General features: G+C 60.7%; 13 protein-coding genes. 5 read left to right on the top strand and 8 right to left on the bottom strand.

Annotated features, from left to right (window positions below; all coding sequences use genetic code 11):
- Positions 1-60 precede the first annotated feature (60 nt).
- From GIW28_RS24150 to GIW28_RS24135, 4 genes are all read left to right on the top strand, one after another.
- Positions 61-306 (top strand): hypothetical protein, encoded by a 246-nt coding sequence (locus GIW28_RS24150; protein ID WP_005790375.1) that lies wholly within the window; start codon positions 61-63, stop codon positions 304-306.
- A 2-nt stretch (positions 307-308) separates the two neighbouring features.
- Positions 309-1133 (top strand): mechanosensitive ion channel family protein, encoded by an 825-nt coding sequence (locus GIW28_RS24145; protein ID WP_003193288.1) that lies wholly within the window; start codon positions 309-311, stop codon positions 1131-1133.
- A gap of 87 nt (positions 1134-1220) precedes the next feature.
- On the top strand, positions 1221-1811 hold the full coding sequence (gene sigX / locus GIW28_RS24140) for an RNA polymerase sigma factor SigX (RefSeq protein WP_017134760.1): 591 nt from the start codon (positions 1221-1223) through the stop codon (positions 1809-1811).
- Positions 1812-1918: 107 nt separating this feature from the next.
- A complete protein-coding gene (locus GIW28_RS24135) occupies positions 1919-2899 on the top strand; it encodes an OmpA family protein (protein ID WP_017134761.1) in 981 nt (326 codons plus the stop codon).
- Positions 2900-2959: 60 nt separating this feature from the next.
- On the opposite strand, the gene cobA is transcribed toward GIW28_RS24135, so the two are convergent.
- From cobA to GIW28_RS24095, 8 genes are all read right to left on the bottom strand, one after another.
- Positions 2960-3703 (bottom strand): uroporphyrinogen-III C-methyltransferase, encoded by a 744-nt coding sequence (gene cobA / locus GIW28_RS24130; RefSeq protein WP_169984969.1) that lies wholly within the window; start codon positions 3701-3703, stop codon positions 2960-2962.
- Between the two features lie 10 nt (positions 3704-3713).
- Positions 3714-6422, bottom strand: a complete 2709-nt coding sequence (locus tag GIW28_RS24125) for a nitrate reductase (RefSeq protein ID WP_236445777.1) — start codon at positions 6420-6422, stop codon at positions 3714-3716.
- A complete protein-coding gene (gene nirD / locus GIW28_RS24120) occupies positions 6422-6739 on the bottom strand; it encodes a nitrite reductase small subunit NirD (protein WP_017134764.1) in 318 nt (105 codons plus the stop codon). Before nirD ends, GIW28_RS24125 begins: the two co-directional genes overlap by 1 nt.
- Positions 6736-9189, bottom strand: coding sequence for a nitrite reductase large subunit NirB (gene nirB / locus GIW28_RS24115; protein WP_138451662.1), 2454 nt, complete (start codon positions 9187-9189; stop codon positions 6736-6738). The genes nirD and nirB overlap by 4 nt, the downstream gene beginning before the upstream one ends.
- 231 nt (positions 9190-9420) lie before the next feature.
- Positions 9421-11091 carry a bifunctional protein-serine/threonine kinase/phosphatase gene (locus GIW28_RS24110; protein WP_236445789.1) on the bottom strand — a complete coding sequence of 557 codons (1671 nt, stop codon included), beginning with the start codon at positions 11089-11091 and terminating at the stop codon, positions 9421-9423.
- Complete coding sequence (locus GIW28_RS24105) at positions 11091-12302, bottom strand: nitrate/nitrite transporter (protein WP_058422064.1); 1212 nt, start codon at positions 12300-12302, stop codon at positions 11091-11093. The genes GIW28_RS24110 and GIW28_RS24105 overlap by 1 nt, the downstream gene beginning before the upstream one ends.
- A gap of 183 nt (positions 12303-12485) precedes the next feature.
- Positions 12486-13061: an ANTAR domain-containing response regulator gene (locus GIW28_RS24100; RefSeq protein WP_053257467.1), complete on the bottom strand. Its 576-nt coding sequence runs from the start codon at positions 13059-13061 to the stop codon at positions 12486-12488.
- Between the two features lie 13 nt (positions 13062-13074).
- A complete protein-coding gene (locus GIW28_RS24095) occupies positions 13075-14301 on the bottom strand; it encodes a CmpA/NrtA family ABC transporter substrate-binding protein (RefSeq protein ID WP_017134768.1) in 1227 nt (408 codons plus the stop codon).
- A 288-nt stretch (positions 14302-14589) separates the two neighbouring features.
- Between GIW28_RS24095 and sctC the strand changes: the two genes are divergently transcribed.
- A partial coding sequence (gene sctC / locus GIW28_RS24090; protein ID WP_236490420.1) for a type III secretion system outer membrane ring subunit SctC occupies positions 14590-15792 on the top strand: 1203 nt, incomplete at its 3' end.

The raw sequence follows: 15792 nt of genomic DNA, 5'->3' as shown, positions 1-15792 counted from the left end.
GGGCACATGTGACCCAAAGAATTTAACCCTCGTCTTTTAACTCACTTGCGAGAGGTCTTTATGCACGATCCGTTCGAACAGTCTTTGCGTGACATGCTCAATGCGTCGCCATCCAACCGTGATGACGATGCATGCCTGGGCCGCGTGTTGAAAACCGCCAACCGTCAGGTAGGGGCGGGTGACCTGTTCGGTCTGCTGGGTCGTTGGTTGCCGGCGTTGATGATGGCCCTGAACAATGGTTCGGCCCACGTATCGCCGGTTTCGCGTCGTAAACCTCTTGCTCGCACTGCTGATAAGGCTGATTGAATATGGAACTTGATCTCTGGACCCAGAGCCTGGTCACCGCGATGACCGCATTGTGGACCAAGGTGGCGAATTTCATTCCCAACCTGTTTGGTGCTCTGGTTTTGGTGTTGCTGGGCTTTGTCGTGGCCAAGTTGCTCGACACCCTGCTGTCCAAATTGCTCGCAAAATTGGGGCTGGATCGCTTGATGGCGGGCACCGGCCTGACCAAGCTGCTGGGCCGTGCAGGGCTGCAAGTGCCGATCTCAACCCTCATCGGTAAGATCGTTTATTGGTTCGTTCTGCTTATTTTTCTGGTTTCTGCGGCTCAATCCCTTGGACTTGAGCGAGTTTCAGCTACGCTCGACATGCTGGCGCTGTATTTGCCGAAGGTTTTCGGCGGCGCGCTGGTGTTGCTGGTAGGTGTTTTACTGGCGCAACTGGCCAACGGGCTGGTGCGCGGTGCTGCTGAAGGCGTGGGGTTGGACTATGCTGCGGGCCTGGGGCGAATTGCCCAGGGGCTGGTGATCATCATCAGTATTTCCGTCGCGATCAGCCAGCTGGAGGTCAAAACTGACCTTCTAAACCACGTGATTGTGATTGTTTTGATTACCGTTGGTCTGGCAGTTGCGCTGGCCATGGGTTTGGGAAGCCGGGAAATTGCCGGTCAGATTCTTGCGGGAATCTATGTGCGTGAGCTGTATCAGGTTGGGCAACAGGTGCGTGTGGGCGAGGTCGAAGGGCAAATCGAGGAGATCGGCACGGTCAAGACGACGGTGCTGACCGATGACGGTGAGCTGGTATCGCTGTCCAATCGGATTCTCCTCGAGCAGCAGGTCAGTAGCCGCTAACCCGGCAAATCCTGCTAATGTACGCCGCCGCAAACCCGGGAGACCGGGCTGTAGCGGACATTGACCTGACTGTCGGCACGACTTGTTTTGAATAAAGCCCAAACGCTGTCCACGCGCTATGACCCCCGTGAGCTCTCTGATGAGGAGTTGGTCGCGCGCTCGCACACGGAGCTGTTTCACGTAACACGCGCGTACGAAGAATTGATGCGCAGGTATCAACGCACTCTGTTCAACGTTTGTTCAAGGTATTTAGGGAACGATAGAGATGCGGATGATGTCTGTCAGGAAGTGATGCTCAAGGTGCTGTACGGCCTGAAGAACTTCGAGGGCAAATCGAAGTTCAAGACATGGCTCTATAGCATCACGTACAACGAGTGCATCACGCAGTATCGTAAGGAACGGCGAAAGCGTCGCTTGATGGACGCTTTAAGTCTGGACCCCCTTGAGGAAGCGTCTGAAGAAAAGGCGCCGGTACCCGAGGAAAAGGCCGGACTTGATCGCTGGTTGGTGCATGTGAATCCGATTGACCGGGAAATTCTGGTGCTACGATTTGTCGCAGAGCTGGAGTTTCAGGAAATTGCTGACATCATGCACATGGGTTTGAGTGCTACAAAAATGCGTTACAAGCGTGCTCTTGATAAATTACGTGAGAAATTTGCGGGCGAGACTGAAACTTAGTGCGTGGCAAATATCTCTTACGTGTAGGCAAGTTCTGTTAGACTTGTCGCCGAGTTGTCCCCCGGTTTGTGGGACTGCTTTACAATCACCAGATGGGGATTTAACGGATGAAACTGAAAAACACCTTGGGCTTTGCCATTGGTTCTATTATTGCCGCTACTTCTTTCGGCGCACTGGCACAAGGCCAAGGCGCAGTTGAAGGCGAGCTGTTCTACAAGAAGCAGTACAACGATAGCGTTAAGCACATCGAAGACGGCTTCAACCCAGGCGCTCGCATTGGTTACTTCCTGACCGACGACCTGTCGTTGAACCTGTCCTACGACAAAACCAACCACACCCGTTCGAACGACGGTACTGGCAGCCAGAAGATCGGTGGCGACACTAGCAGCCTGACTGCTCAGTACCACTTCGGCCAGGCTGGCGTTGACAGCCTGCGTCCATACGTAGAAGGCGGTTTCGGCCACCAAAGCCGTGGCAACGTCAAAGCTGACGGCCACAGCGGTCGCGACCAGTCCACCCTGGCTATCGCCGGCGCTGGCGTGAAGTACTACTTCACCAACAACGTGTACGCTCGTGCCGGTGTTGAAGCTGACTACGCACTGGACAACGGCAAGTGGGACTACTCCGCACTGGTCGGCCTGGGTGTGAACTTCGGCGGTAACGCTGGCGCAGCTGCTCCAGCTCCTACCCCAGCACCAGCTCCAGAGCCAACTCCAGAGCCAGAAGCTCCAGTTGCTCAGGTTGTTCGTGTTGAGCTGGACGTTAAGTTCGACTTCGACAAGTCGGTTGTTAAGCCTAACAGCTACGGCGACGTGAAAAACCTGGCCGACTTCATGGCTCAGTACCCAGCTACCAACGTAGAAGTTGCTGGTCACACTGACTCCATCGGTCCAGACGCTTACAACCAGAAGCTGTCCCAGCGTCGTGCTGACGCTGTTAAGCAAGTCCTGGTTAAAGACGGCGTTGCTCCTAGCCGCATCACCGCGGTAGGTTACGGCGAATCCCGCCCAGTTGCTGACAACGCAACTGAAGCTGGTCGCGCTGTTAACCGTCGCGTAGAAGCGTCGGTTGAAGCTCAAGCTCAGTAATTACTGAGTGGTAGAAAAAAGCCCGGCTTAGGCCGGGCTTTTTTTTGCCTGAAATTTACCTCAGGCGCTGGCTGACACTGTGATAGAGGCGGCTTGCCCTGCGCCAGCAACACTGCCGATCACCAGGATTGCAGGGCTTTTCAGAGCAAATACCTGTGCATCGGTATGCATGTGCGCCAGAGTGCTGCGGCACTCGCGTTGCTGAGGCAATGAGGCGTTCTCGATCATCGCCACCGGCATATCCGCTGCCATTGCGCCCTCCAGCAATTGCTGACGAATCTCCTCCAGCTTCGCTACGCCCATATACACCACCAATGTCGTACCGCCCTCGGCCAAGGCACGCCAGTTCAGGCTGCTGTCGTCCTGGGTATGCGCAGTGACCAGCGTCACACCGCGGCTGACCCCGCGCAGCGTCAGGGGAATATCGCAGTTCGTTGCACCTGCCAGGCCCGCGGTAATCCCGTTGACCAATTCCACCTCAACCCCGCGTTCACGCAACCACAGCGCTTCTTCGCCGCCCCGGCCGAAAATACACGGGTCGCCGCCCTTAAGTCGCACCACGCATTTGCCTTGGCGCGCATAGCGCAGCATCAGGCGGTGGATAAAATCCTGGGGTGTCGAACGGCAGCCGCCGCGCTTGCCCACGGTTATCACCCGAGCGTCCGGGCAGTGCTCCAGCACCCTCGGGTTGACCAAATCATCGATCAGCACCACATCGGCTGCGTGCAGGGCGCGTACCGCCTTGAGGGTTAACAACTCCGGATCACCGGGGCCTGCGCCTACCAGCCAGACTTTTGCGCTCATGTTTATCCCCTCACACACTGATTGCGATTGGCAGCGACGTGCTGGCCAAAAGACGTTTGATTTCCGGTACACAAGAGCCGCACTGTGTGCCGCAGCCCAGTTCCTGCTTAAGCCCGGCCAGGTCCAGGCCACGGCCGATACCGGCGCATACCGCGCTTTCACTGACGTTCTTGCAGTTGCACAAAATTTTACTGCTGGCTGCCGCGCCGCCCGGTGGTGCACTGAGCGGCGCAAGTAACCAGCGCCGAAGTTGATCGTCGGCACGGCCTTCCAGCCACAAACGCTGCAACCAATGCCGTGCCAGGGTTTCGCCGGCCAGGCGCAGCGCGGTGATGCGGCCTTTTTCGATTTTTACTCGCTTGCCAATCGAACGCCGCGGATCGTCATAGGCCATGACCGGGCCGTCATTGAGGCCCAGCAGTTCGTCGATACGGGTTAACAGTTGCAAGTCGGGCGCCTCGGTATGGGCTGCGCGCACCAGAAGAGCCGGCCGTTCACGCCCGGCCAGGCTCAAGCTGACGTAGGCAAAGCCCTCACACAGCGGGCGTAGGGCGTCAAAGTGTTGCTGCACATTTCCCTCGATCAGCGCGAACAGCTGCCACGGCAGTTGCACTGGCTCCAGGCGCACGCCGCTGTGTTTGAGTTCGGGCTGTTTTGACAAGGGGTCGAACGCCGGCTGGGTAAGGGCATTAACACCGCCCTTGAGAAAGCGATCACCCCAATGCATCGGCAGGAATGCCTGGCCCGGGCGCACGCTGTCATCGCTGCTGACGGCGATAATCACGCTGCCACGACGGCTTTTCAGGCTGACCAGATCGCCCTCTTTGAAACGGTGCCGACGCAGCTCATCCGGGTGCAGGCTCAGCAGTGCTTCATTGACGTGCCCGAACAACTGCGCGGCTGTGCCGGTGCGGCTCATGCCGTGCCATTGATCGCGCAGGCGCCCGGTGATCAGGGTCAGTGGGAAGCGCGCGTCACGTTGTTCTTTGGCGGCGCGGTAAGGGTCGGCGATAAAGTGCGCGCGGCCGCTGTCTGTCGGGAACACACCCTCGGTGTACAGGCGCGGCGTGCCCGCTTGTGCGCCCACGGGAAATGGCCATTGCTGCGGGCCGAGCTGGTCGAGCAGGGCATGGCTGATACCCGACAGGTCGAGGTCGCGGTTACGGGTCAACATCTTGTACTCATCAAAGATCTGCGCCGGTTGCTCGAAGGCGAACAAACTCGGCAACCCCGGACGCAAGCGTCGCTCAAGGCGCTGTGCGAAATCCACGGTAATCGCCCAGTCCGGCCGTGCTTCCCCGGGTGGGTCGATGGCGCGGCGTACGTGGGAAATCCGCCGTTCGGAATTGGTTACCGTGCCTTCTTTCTCGCCCCAACTGGCGGCGGGTAACAGCAGGTCGGCGTAGGCGGCGGTTTCGGTGGTGCGAAAAGCCTCCTGCAACACCACGAACGGGCAGGCCGCTAATGCCGCACGCACGCTGTTCTGGTCCGGCAAGGATTGCGCGGGGTTGGTACAGGCAATCCACACGGCCTTGATCTTGCCGGCCTGGATCTGTTCGAACAGTTCGATAGCCGTCAGCCCGGTAGGCGCCGGCAACGATTCAACGCCCCAATAGGCCGCGACTTCAGCCCTGTGCTCAGGGTTGGCTGCCTCGCGATGCCCCGGCAGCAGGTTCGACAAACTGCCGGTTTCGCGCCCGCCCATGGCATTCGGTTGGCCGGTCAGGGAAAACGGCCCGCAACCCGGCCGACCAATAGTCCCGGTGGCCAGGTGCAGGTTGATCAGCGCACTGTTTTTGGCGCTGCCGGCGGTGGACTGGTTGAGCCCCATGCACCACAGCGAGAGAAAACTGCCGGAGGTGCCGACCCACTCTGCACACACGCGCAACTGCTCGACGCTGATGCCGCACAACTGCGTGACCATCTGCGGCGTGTAGTCATGCACCAGTCGCTTCAACTCGAGCAACCCATCGGTATGCGCCTGGATAAAGTCGCGGTCGATCCAGTCTTCCCACAGCAACAGGTGCAAGATCCCATGGAACAGCGCCACATCGGTGCCCGGCAGGATCGCCAGGTGCAGGTCGGCCAAATCGCAAGTGTCTGTGCGCCGTGGGTCGATCACCAGCACTTTCATCTGCGGGCGCCGCGCCTTGGCTTCCTCAAGACGTCGGAACAATACCGGATGGGCGTAGGCCATGTTGCTGCCGACGATCATCACGCAATCACTTGCCTCCAGGTCTTCATAGCTGCACGGCGGCGCATCGGCGCCCAGGCTGCGCTTGTAGCCGACCACTGCCGAAGACATGCACAGCCGCGAATTGCTATCGATATTGTTGGTGCCCACCAGCGCGCGGGCCAGCTTGTTGAAGCTGTAGTAGTCCTCGGTCAGCAACTGGCCAGAGATGTAAAACGCCACGCTGTCCGGTCCATGTTCGGCAAGGGTGTCGGCGAACACGTTGGCCGCGTGGTCCAGGGCGGTGTCCCAGTCGGTACGGGCGCGGGACAGGCCTTTGCCCAGGCGCAGTTCCGGGTACAAGGCACGGGCGGTCAGGTCGCCGGTCAGGTGCAGGCTCGAACCCTTGCTGCACAACTTGCCGAAGTTGGCCGGGTGGTTCGGGTCGCCTTGCATACCCAGGATCTGCACCCCGTCATGCTCGATCAGCACGCCGCAACCCACGCCGCAGTAACAGCAGGTGGACGCGGTGGTCTGGCGGTTCATCAACCGGCGTCCCGCAGGGCCAGCATCACCCGGCCGTTTTCTACGCGGGCGGGGTGATGATGGGCGCAGCCGATGTCCGGCGCCTGGGCTTCACCCGACGCCAGGTCGATCTGCCAATTGTGCAGCGGGCAGGCCACGCGCTTGCCGTAGATCAAGCCTTGGGACAGCGGCCCGCCTTTGTGTGGGCAGCGGTCATCAAGAGCGAAAACCTCATCGTCACTGGTACGAAAAATCGCAATATCGCCTTTTGGCCCATTGATGATGCGCGAGCCCAGGGCGTTGATTTCATCGAGGGCGCAGATATCCAGCCAGTTCATGCCGACACCTCCAGCTGTTTGACGGGGATGACCTCGAATTCCTTTTTCAGCAGCGGCTGTTCCAGGCGTTCTTTCCACGGGTCTTGTTCGAATGACAGCGAGAATTGCAGGCGCTCGTTGAGGGCCTGGCGCCGGGCCGGGTCTTCCAGTACGGCTTTCTTGATGTGTTCCATGCCTACCCGTTGCAGGTAATGCACGGTGCGCTCGAGGTAGAAAGCCTCTTCGCGATACAGCTGCAGGAACGCGCCGTTGTATTCACGCACCTCTTCGGCAGTTTTCAGCTTGACGAAAAACTCCGCGACTTCGGTCTTGATCCCGCCGTTGCCGCCGATGTACATCTCCCAGCCGGAGTCGACGCCGATAATGCCGACGTCCTTGATGCCCGCTTCCGAGCAGTTGCGTGGGCAACCGGACACCGCCAGCTTGACCTTGTGCGGCGACCACATATTGAACAGGTCGTGCTCCAACTCGATACCCAACTGCGTGGAGTTCTGCGTGCCGAAGCGGCAGAACTCGCTGCCCACGCAAGTCTTCACGGTGCGGATGGATTTGCCGTAAGCGTGGCCGGAGGGCATGTCGAGGTCCTTCCACACACCGGGCAAATCCTGTTTCTTGATGCCCAGCAGGTCGATACGCTGGCCACCGGTGACCTTGACCATTGGCACGTTGTACTTGTCGGCCACATCGGCAATGCGCCGCAACTCCGACGGATTGGTCACGCCGCCCCACATCCGTGGGACTACGGAGTAGGTGCCGTCTTTCTGAATATTGGCGTGGGCGCGTTCGTTGATCAGGCGCGATTGCGGGTCGTCCTTGGCCTCGCCGGGCCAGGTGGAGATCAGGTAATAGTTCAGGGCCGGGCGGCAGGTCGCGCAGCCGTTGGGGGTGCGCCAGTTCAGGTAGCTCATGGTGCCGGCGATGGTCAGCAGGTGCTGGTCGCGGATCGCCTGGCGGATTTGCCCATGGTTGAGGTCGCTGCAGCCGCAGATGGCTTTTTCGCTTTTGGGTTTGACGTCGGCGGCGCCGCCCACGGTGTTGATCAGGATCTGTTCCACCAGCCCGGCGCAGGATCCGCAGGAGCTGGCGGCTTTGGTGTGCTTCTTCACATCGTCAACGCTGAACAGCCCGTGTTCCTGAATCGCCTTGACGATGGTGCCTTTGCACACGCCGTTGCAGCCGCAGACTTCAGCGCTGTCGGCCATGCTCATGGCTTTGTCCTGGCCTTGGTGGCCGACATCGCCTAAAGCATTTTCGCCAAACATCAGGTGATCACGAATCTCGCCAATCGCGTGGTTCTCACGGATCTGGCGGAAATACCAACCACCGTCGGCGGTATCGCCGTACAGGCACGCGCCAACCAGGATGTCGTCCTTGATCACCAGCTTCTTGTACACGCCGCCAATCGGGTCGGAGAGGGTGATGGTCTCAGTGCCTTCGCCACCCATGAAATCCCCGGCGGAAAACAGGTCGATACCGGTGACCTTCAGCTTGGTCGAGGTCACCGAGCCTTTGTAAGTGGCAAAGCCCAACTGGGCCAGGTGATTGGCGCAGACCTTGGCCTGTTCGAACAGCGGCGCCACCAGGCCGTAGGCGATCCCACGGTGGCTGGCGCACTCGCCGATGGCATAGATGCGCGGGTCGTAGGTTTGCAGAGTGTCATTGACCAGAATCCCACGGTTGCAGGGGATGCCGGATTTCTCTGCCAGTTCGGTGTTGGGGCGGATGCCGGCGGCCATCACCACCAAGTCGGCGGGGATGATGTCGCCATTCTTGAACTGCACCGAGCCGACACGACCATTGCCGGCGTCGTGCAGGGCCTGGGTTTGCTCGCACAGGCGAAACACCAGGCCACGGCTTTCCAGTTCGGTTTGCAGCAACTGGCCGCTGGTCTTGTCCAGCTGGCGTTCCAGCAGCCATTCGCCGATGTGCACCACGGTCACGTGCATGCCGCGCAACATCAGGCCGTTGGCGGCTTCCAGGCCGAGTAGGCCGCCGCCGATGACCACCGCGTGCTTGTGGGTCCTGGCGGTGTCGATCATGGCCTGGGTGTCGGCGATGTCGCGGTAGCCGATCACACCCTGCAAGGTATTGCCGGGGATTGGCAGGATAAAAGGCGTCGAGCCGGTGGCAATCAACAGACGATCGTACTCGGCCTCGCTGCCGTCCTCAGCGATGACGATGCGTCTTACGCGGTCGATCTGCACCACTTTGCGGTTGAGCAACAGCTTGATGTGGTTGTCCAGGTACCAGTCGAGGTCGTTGAGCACGATCTCTTCGAAGGTCTGCTCGCCGGCCAGCACCGGTGACAGCAGGATGCGGTTGTAGTTGGTGTGGGGCTCGGCGCCGAACACCGTGATGTCGTACAGGTCGCTGCTCAGCTTGAGCAATTCTTCAAGGGTGCGAACCCCGGCCATGCCGTTGCCGATCATCACCAGTTTGAGTTTTTTCATGTCGTTCTCCGCAATGGCTCGACAAATCGTGCGCAAACAAAAAAGGCGCCCCCACCAGTTACCTGGCGAGGACACCTTTGTCCGGTCCCGTTCTCTCGGGAAGCTCGACCCTTCGACGTTGAAGGGGCGGCTATATGTGAGTTGTTGATGAAGCTAATGCAGCGGTTGTGCCAAGTCGCCGGACGCCCGTTTTATTGGGATTCCCATTGATATCACATGGAAATTCGCCCCCTAGTGGTGCAGCAGCCAGTACAGCAGCACCAGATTGACCAGCAGCGAGGCGGTCGCCAGGGTTTGCCAGACCTTGAGCGGCTCGCGCTCCAGCAACGGTTTGGGTCGTACGCTCAATTCACGGCGGTCGGCCTGTTCCAGCACCAGCAACCATTCCTCGGCGGTTTCATAACGTTCTGCGGGCTGTGCGGCCACAGCGCGTTCCAGGCTCAACGGCAACCAGTCCGGTAAATCGGGGCGGTAACGACTGGCGCTGACGGGCTGGGTGAAACGTGGCCGCTGGAAAGCTTCGATTTCTCCGTAGGGGTAATGCCCGGTCAGCAGGTAATAGAGCGTGACGCCGATACTGTATAAATCCTGTTGCGGCGTAGGACGTTCGCCACTGAAGGCTTCGGGCGCGATAAAACTTGGGGTGCCGGGCAGCAAATGGGCGCGGTCCTCGGAAAGCCCCGGGCAGTAGGCCAGGCCGAAATCCAGCACGCGTAATTCGCCGTCATCGCCCAGCAGCAGGTTTTCCGGCTTGATGTCACGGTGCAGGATCTGCCGTCGATGCAGCAGGCCCACTGCCCGCAGCAAGCGTTCGGCGATGGACTGCCATTGCGCCAGGGGCAGCGGGCCTTGTTGCTGGAACAGCTGCGCGAGGGTCTGCCCCGAATATTCACGCATCACGTAGTACAAATGCTGACGCCCACTGGCCGCATGCACTTCAGGAAACGCGCGCCCGGCCACTCGTCGCAGAAACCATTCTTCCGACAGCAAGGCTTGGCCGGCGTCGTTGTCATCGTCGCGGTTGAGCGGCAAGGTTTTCAACAGCCAAGCTTGTTGCTGGGCATCGCGCACGCGGTACAGCAATGACTGTCGGCTTTGCGCCAGCAGGCTTTCAACCTGCCAGCCTTCAAAGCGTTGCCCGGCCTTCAGGGGCGGTGGCAGCGGCCATTGCTGCAACTGCACCAGCGCATCGCCCAGGGTCGCGGCGCCTAGATGGTCGATACGCACCAGCAGCGCGCTGGCATTGTCCTGGCTGGCGGCCAGGTGCGCGGCACTGACGAGCGTGTTCACCGCCACATCGAGATTGGTTTGTTCGCGCAGGATCGCGCTGATGCTGTGGTCGCCCAACGTGGCCCACACGCCATCGCTGAGCAGCAGGAAGCACTCGCCTTCGCGCAGTTCACCGTCGAGAAAGTCCAGCACCAGGTGCTGATCCAGGCCGAGCGCGCGCTTGAGCACATGCTGCATGCCCGGTTGTTCCCACACATGGTCTTGCGTGATGCGCTGCAACTCGCCGTCCAGCCAGCGATACACCCGGCAATCCCCCACATGCGCCAGGGTGAAGCGTTGGCCGCGAAATACCAGGGCGCTGAGGGTGGTCAGCAGCGGCTGGCCACCGCCGTTGGCCTGCAACCAGCGGTTCTGTGCCAGTAACAGTCGCTCCAGTGCCTGGGCCACGCCCCAGGTTTGCGGCGTGGCGTAGTAGTCCAGGGCCAGCGCCTGCAAGGTTGAACGGGCGGCCAGGCCACCGTCGGCGCATTGGCTGACGCCATCGGCGATGGCGCACAGGTAACCCTTGCTTGCGGCCAGTTCCGGCATGGGCGTGACCACCCGCAGGGCATCCTGGTTTTCTGCCCGCGGGCCGATGGCGCTGGCCTGGGCGACGCTCAGTTGCAGGCTCATCAGACGCGTGCGGCGGTCACGGCGGCCGAGCCCCACGTGGTTCTCCAGCGACGCTTGACGCCGTGCAGGCCGAACCAGGCCAACACGCCAAGGCTGGCAAACAACCATAAGGCCAACTGATAACTGCCGGTGCTCTGTTTGATCGCGCCCATGCCTGCCGCCAGGGCAAAGCCGCCAATGCCGCCCGCCATGCCGATCAGGCCGGTCATCACGCCTATTTCGCGGCGAAAACGCTGGGGCACCAGTTGGAACACCGCGCCATTACCTGCACCGAGGCCGAGCATGGTGCAGACGAAAAGCGCCAGTGCGGCGTAGGAACTTGGCAGGTTGAAACCCACGGCGGCGATGCAAATCGCTGCCACGCCGTACATGCCGAGCAGGGTGCGAATCCCACCGAAGCGGTCGGCCAGCGCGCCGCCCAATGGGCGCATCAAGCTGCCGCCAAACACACAGGCGGCGGTGTAGTAGCCAGCGGTCACCGGGCTCAGGCCGTACTGGTCGTTGAAGTAGCCGGGCAGGGCGCTGGCCAGGCCGATAAAGCCGCCGAACGTCACGCTGTAGAAGAACATGAACCACCAGCTGTCGCGGTCGCCCAGGGCTTTGAAATAGTCGGCCATGGACTTGGCTTTCGGGCGCTCGGGCGCATTACGCGCGAGCCACGCGAACACGATCAGTGTCAGCACCAGCGGGATCAGCGCGAAGCCGAACACATTGCTCCAGCCAAATGCGGCGGCCAGTACCGGCGCCAGCAAGGCGGCAAACACGGTGCCGGAGTTGCCGGCGCCGGCGATACCCATGGCCTTGCCTTGGTGCTCAGCCGGATACCACTGGGAGGCCAAGGGCAGGGCGACTGCAAAGGATGCACCGGCCATGCCCAGGAACACGCCCAGCAACAGCGCTTGCTCGTAGCTATGGATGCCGAGTTTCCAGGCGCCGAACAGGGCGGCGATCACAATCACCTGGCCGATCAGCCCGGCGGTCTTGGGGGACAGCTTGTCAGCCAGCATGCCCATCAAAAAGCGCAGCACCGCGCCTGCCAGGATTGGCGTGGCCACCACCAGGCCGCGTTGCTGGGTGGTCAGGTGCAGGTCGGCGGCAATCTGCACCGCCAGTGGCCCCAGCAGGTACCAGACCATGAAGCTCAGGTCGAAATACAGGAACGCGGCAAACAGGGTCGGGGTGTGCCCGGATTTCCAGAAGCTTGATTTCATCACGCACCTCAACGGTTGGGGGTCTTGTCAGAAGGCCTGTTGGCCCCAATCGCCGGGGCCAAAACGAAAAAAAACGCCGCCATCGAGTTCGCGAGTGCAAACCGGATGGGCGACGTCTTTGTCGTAGAAGGGGCAACCGCCGTTGGCTACCTGTAATAAGTGCTTAGCAAGAGCTGCGCCAGTTCAGCCGAGCAGCTCACTCATGGCGATGATCTGCTCGGCCACCTGGATCAATTTCTGCTGGCGGCTCATGGCCTGGCGGCGCATCAGGGTGTAGGCCTCTTCCTCATTGCAGTGCTTCATTTTCATCAGCATGCCCTTGGCCAACTCGATGCGCTTGCGCTCGGCCAACTGTTGGTCACGGGCCTGGAGCTGGGCGCGCAAGGCCTGGTCGCTTTCAAAGCGGGCCATGGCCACGTCGAGAATCGGCTGCAGGCGCTGGGCCTGAATGCCTTCGACGATGTAGGCGCTGACCCCGGACTTGATCGCCTGGCGCATCACATTGGGGTCGTGCTCATCGGTGAACATCACGATGGGTCGCGGCTGGTCGCGGCTGACCAGCACCACTTGCTCCATCACATCGCGTCCGGGTGACTCGGTATCGATCAGGATCACGTCCGGGCGCACCGTTTCGACGCGCGCCGGTAGATCGATAGTCAAGCCGGACTCATCGATCACCTCGAAACCGGCCTCGGTCAAAGCGGCTTTGAGGCGCCCGACCTTGCGCGGGGTGTCGTTGATCAACAGGATTCGTAACATAGTCGTGGTCCTGTCAGCGCAGTGCCTGGCGGCTGGTAAGGTCCGCCAGGGCATGCAGGCGGAAGCTGCGGGCGTAGGCGGCGGGGTCGGAGCCGTCCCAGATCTTGCCGTCGATCAACAGGCTGCTGCGCATGTCTTGGGCGTTGGCCGGGACGCCAACGGCAGTCGCGGCCTGGCGATACAGGTCCAGTTGCTGCACCTGGCGAGCCACGCCCAGGTAGTCCGGGTCTTCGCGCAGCAGGCCCCAACGTCGAAACTGGGTCATGAACCACATGCCATCGCAGAGGTACGGCAGGTTCACCTCGCCATCAGCAAAAAAGCGCAGGGCGTGCGGGTCTTGCCACTGGTTGCCGAGGCCGTCGTCATAAGCCCCCAGCAAGCGGGGTTCGATGCAGTCGAGCGGGGCATCGAGGTACTCGCGAGCGCTGAGCAGTTGTGCGGTAGAGCGGCGGTTTTCCTGGCTTTGTTCGATAAAACGGCTGGCCTCGAGGATCGCCATAACCAGTACGCGGGCGGTGTTTGGGTATTGATCGACGAACGCCTGGGTGCAGCCGAGCACTTTTTCTGGGTGGTTTGGCCAGATCGACTGGGTAGTGGCCAGGGTGAACCCCTGGTTTTGCTTGACCGCGCTGGCGCACCAGGGCTCACCGACACAAAAACCGTCGATGCGCCCGGCTTGCAGGTGCGCGATCATCTGCGGTGGCGGCACCACCACACTGTCTACATCCTGCAACGGGTGAATGCCTTGGCTCGCCAGCCAGTAATACAGCCACATGGCATGGGTGCCTGTGGGAAATGTCTGGGCGAACGTCAGCTTTGTTCGGCTTTGGTGCACGTGGCGGTCGAGTGCCTCAGGAGTGGTCACGCCCTGCTGTTGCAGGCCGTGGGACAGGTTGATGCTCTGGCCGTTCTGGTTGAGCCCCATCAGTACCGCCATGTCGGTGGGCGCCACGCCGCCAATGCCCAGGTGTACGGCATAGATCAACCCGTACAGGCTGTGGGCGGCGTCCAGTTCACCGCTGACCAGTTTGTCGCGCAGGCTGGCCCAGGAGGATTGGCGCTTGAGGTTCAGCGTCAGGCCGTAGGGTTGGGCAAATCCCTGGGTGGCGGCGACCACCAATGAAGCGCAGTCGGTGAGTGCCATGAAACCCAGGTCCAGGCTGCTCTTTTCCGGGGCGTCACTGCCGTTGACCCACGCCAGTGGGGTGTTCACCGGGCTGTTGCCGACCGAGTCGTTCATCAACACCTACCTTTTCTGTCAAAAAAAAAGCATCGCTCCTTCGCATGGCAGTACAAGCCATTGCCGGGTAACGACGCCTTTGTCTGTAAGCCTGCTCCGACGTTGGCGCGGGCTTTGATGCAGAGTCCGTAGCAAGGCACATGCCACGGGGCGGCGGATGGAGCCTGCCGTCACCTTTCCATCAAGATTGAAACTCGAGTGCCTTTCAGTATGGCCGCTTCTTTGCGCCCGACTGCCAGGAACACCCAAGTTGCCTATCGATTCACCGACCCTGATGAGCTATCACCGATGAGCTCTCCCTGGCTATGCCGCTGGCTGCTGTGCGGTGCGTTGCTGTGGGCCAATGCCTGCGCCTGGGGCGCAAGCTACGAAGCCCGGGATGAAAGCCTGCATACCTTTTTCAGTGCGTTGTCGCATTCTTTGGGGGTGCCCGTCGTTGTCAGCCGCGAAGCGGCGCGTAAACGCATTTGCGGCACCTTCGATCTGGAGGCTGCGCAGCAGACCCTCGCAACCGTCGCCGAGCAGCAGGGCCTGATCTGGTACAGCGACGGGCAGGTGCTTTACCTGTATGACGCCAGCGAAGCAAAAAGCTCGGCGGTTGCGCTGCGGCACATTCCGGTCGACAGGTTGCGCGGGTTCATGCGCCGTTCGGGGCTTGATGAATCACGTTATCCGCTCAGAGAGAGCGGCGCGCGCACGTTCTATGTGTCCGGGCCACCTAATTATGTGAACCAGGTGTTGCACCTGGCCCAACTGATGGACAGGCCGCGCACCGAAGTGCGTGTCGGTAAACAGGCCTTCGGTGTGGTGCAGGTGTTCAACACCCATGTGGCAGACCGTCAGTACGTCATGGGTGACGACAAGGTCAATGTACCGGGCATGGCCACGATGATCGAGAACCTGCTGGCTATCGAGCAGAAGGATGCTAGGCAGCGCCCTCCGGGTTTGCTGGCTGACAAGAGCCTGTTGGTGATGGCCTACCCGGACTCCAACAGCTTGCTGATCAAGGGCAAGCCTGATCAGGTCAAGGTGATAGAGGAACTGGTGGCGGAGTTGGACAAGCCCAAGCGACCAATCGAAGTGTCGCTGTGGCAGATCGATGTAGACCGTAGAGAACTCGACAAGATGGGCGTGGCCTGGGCTCAGGAAACCGGCACCGGAGCCTCCGTGACGCGGGTGCTGGAGCCCTTGGATGACAGCCGTTTGATGGCACAGCTCGGTGTTCTTGAGCGGCGACGCAAAGCCAGGATCACCGCGTTCCCCGTGCTGCTTACCCAAGAGAATGTTCCAGCGGTTTTCCAGGACAACCATACTTTTTACCTGCCCAAGCCTGGTGCTGACAGCGGCAAGTGGGAGCCCGTTGGGTATGGCACCGAAGCCAGCGTGCTACCACGCTTTGCGGCAGCGAATCAGATTGAAATGCAGCTGACCCTTGAGGATGGCCGTCAACTGGACAGCAAACTCGAGCCAGGCTCGGTCGGGGCAGTAGGG

Source organism: Pseudomonas sp. PA-5-4B, assembly GCF_021606215.1.
Lineage (GTDB): Bacteria > Pseudomonadota > Gammaproteobacteria > Pseudomonadales > Pseudomonadaceae > Aquipseudomonas > Aquipseudomonas edaphica.
Note: the sequence above shows the minus strand (reverse complement) of the source record. Positions and strands in the feature narration are given on the sequence as shown.

What these genes read in the sequence shown, in the direction of transcription:
- GIW28_RS24150 (WP_005790375.1), top strand. Translation starts at nt 61, where the DNA reads ATGCACGATCCGTTCGAACAGTCTTTGCGTGACATGCTCAATGCGTCG.
- GIW28_RS24145 (WP_003193288.1), top strand. Translation starts at nt 309, where the DNA reads ATGGAACTTGATCTCTGGACCCAGAGCCTGGTCACCGCGATGACCGCA.
- GIW28_RS24135 (WP_017134761.1), top strand. Translation starts at nt 1,919, where the DNA reads ATGAAACTGAAAAACACCTTGGGCTTTGCCATTGGTTCTATTATTGCC.
- cobA (WP_169984969.1), bottom strand. Translation starts at nt 3,703, where the DNA reads ATGAGCGCAAAAGTCTGGCTGGTAGGCGCAGGCCCCGGTGATCCGGAG.
- GIW28_RS24125 (WP_236445777.1), bottom strand. Translation starts at nt 6,422, where the DNA reads ATGAACCGCCAGACCACCGCGTCCACCTGCTGTTACTGCGGCGTGGGT.
- nirD (WP_017134764.1), bottom strand. Translation starts at nt 6,739, where the DNA reads ATGAACTGGCTGGATATCTGCGCCCTCGATGAAATCAACGCCCTGGGC.
- nirB (WP_138451662.1), bottom strand. Translation starts at nt 9,189, where the DNA reads ATGAAAAAACTCAAACTGGTGATGATCGGCAACGGCATGGCCGGGGTT.
- GIW28_RS24110 (WP_236445789.1), bottom strand. Translation starts at nt 11,091, where the DNA reads ATGAGCCTGCAACTGAGCGTCGCCCAGGCCAGCGCCATCGGCCCGCGG.
- GIW28_RS24105 (WP_058422064.1), bottom strand. Translation starts at nt 12,302, where the DNA reads ATGAAATCAAGCTTCTGGAAATCCGGGCACACCCCGACCCTGTTTGCC.
- GIW28_RS24100 (WP_053257467.1), bottom strand. Translation starts at nt 13,061, where the DNA reads ATGTTACGAATCCTGTTGATCAACGACACCCCGCGCAAGGTCGGGCGC.
- GIW28_RS24095 (WP_017134768.1), bottom strand. Translation starts at nt 14,301, where the DNA reads ATGAACGACTCGGTCGGCAACAGCCCGGTGAACACCCCACTGGCGTGG.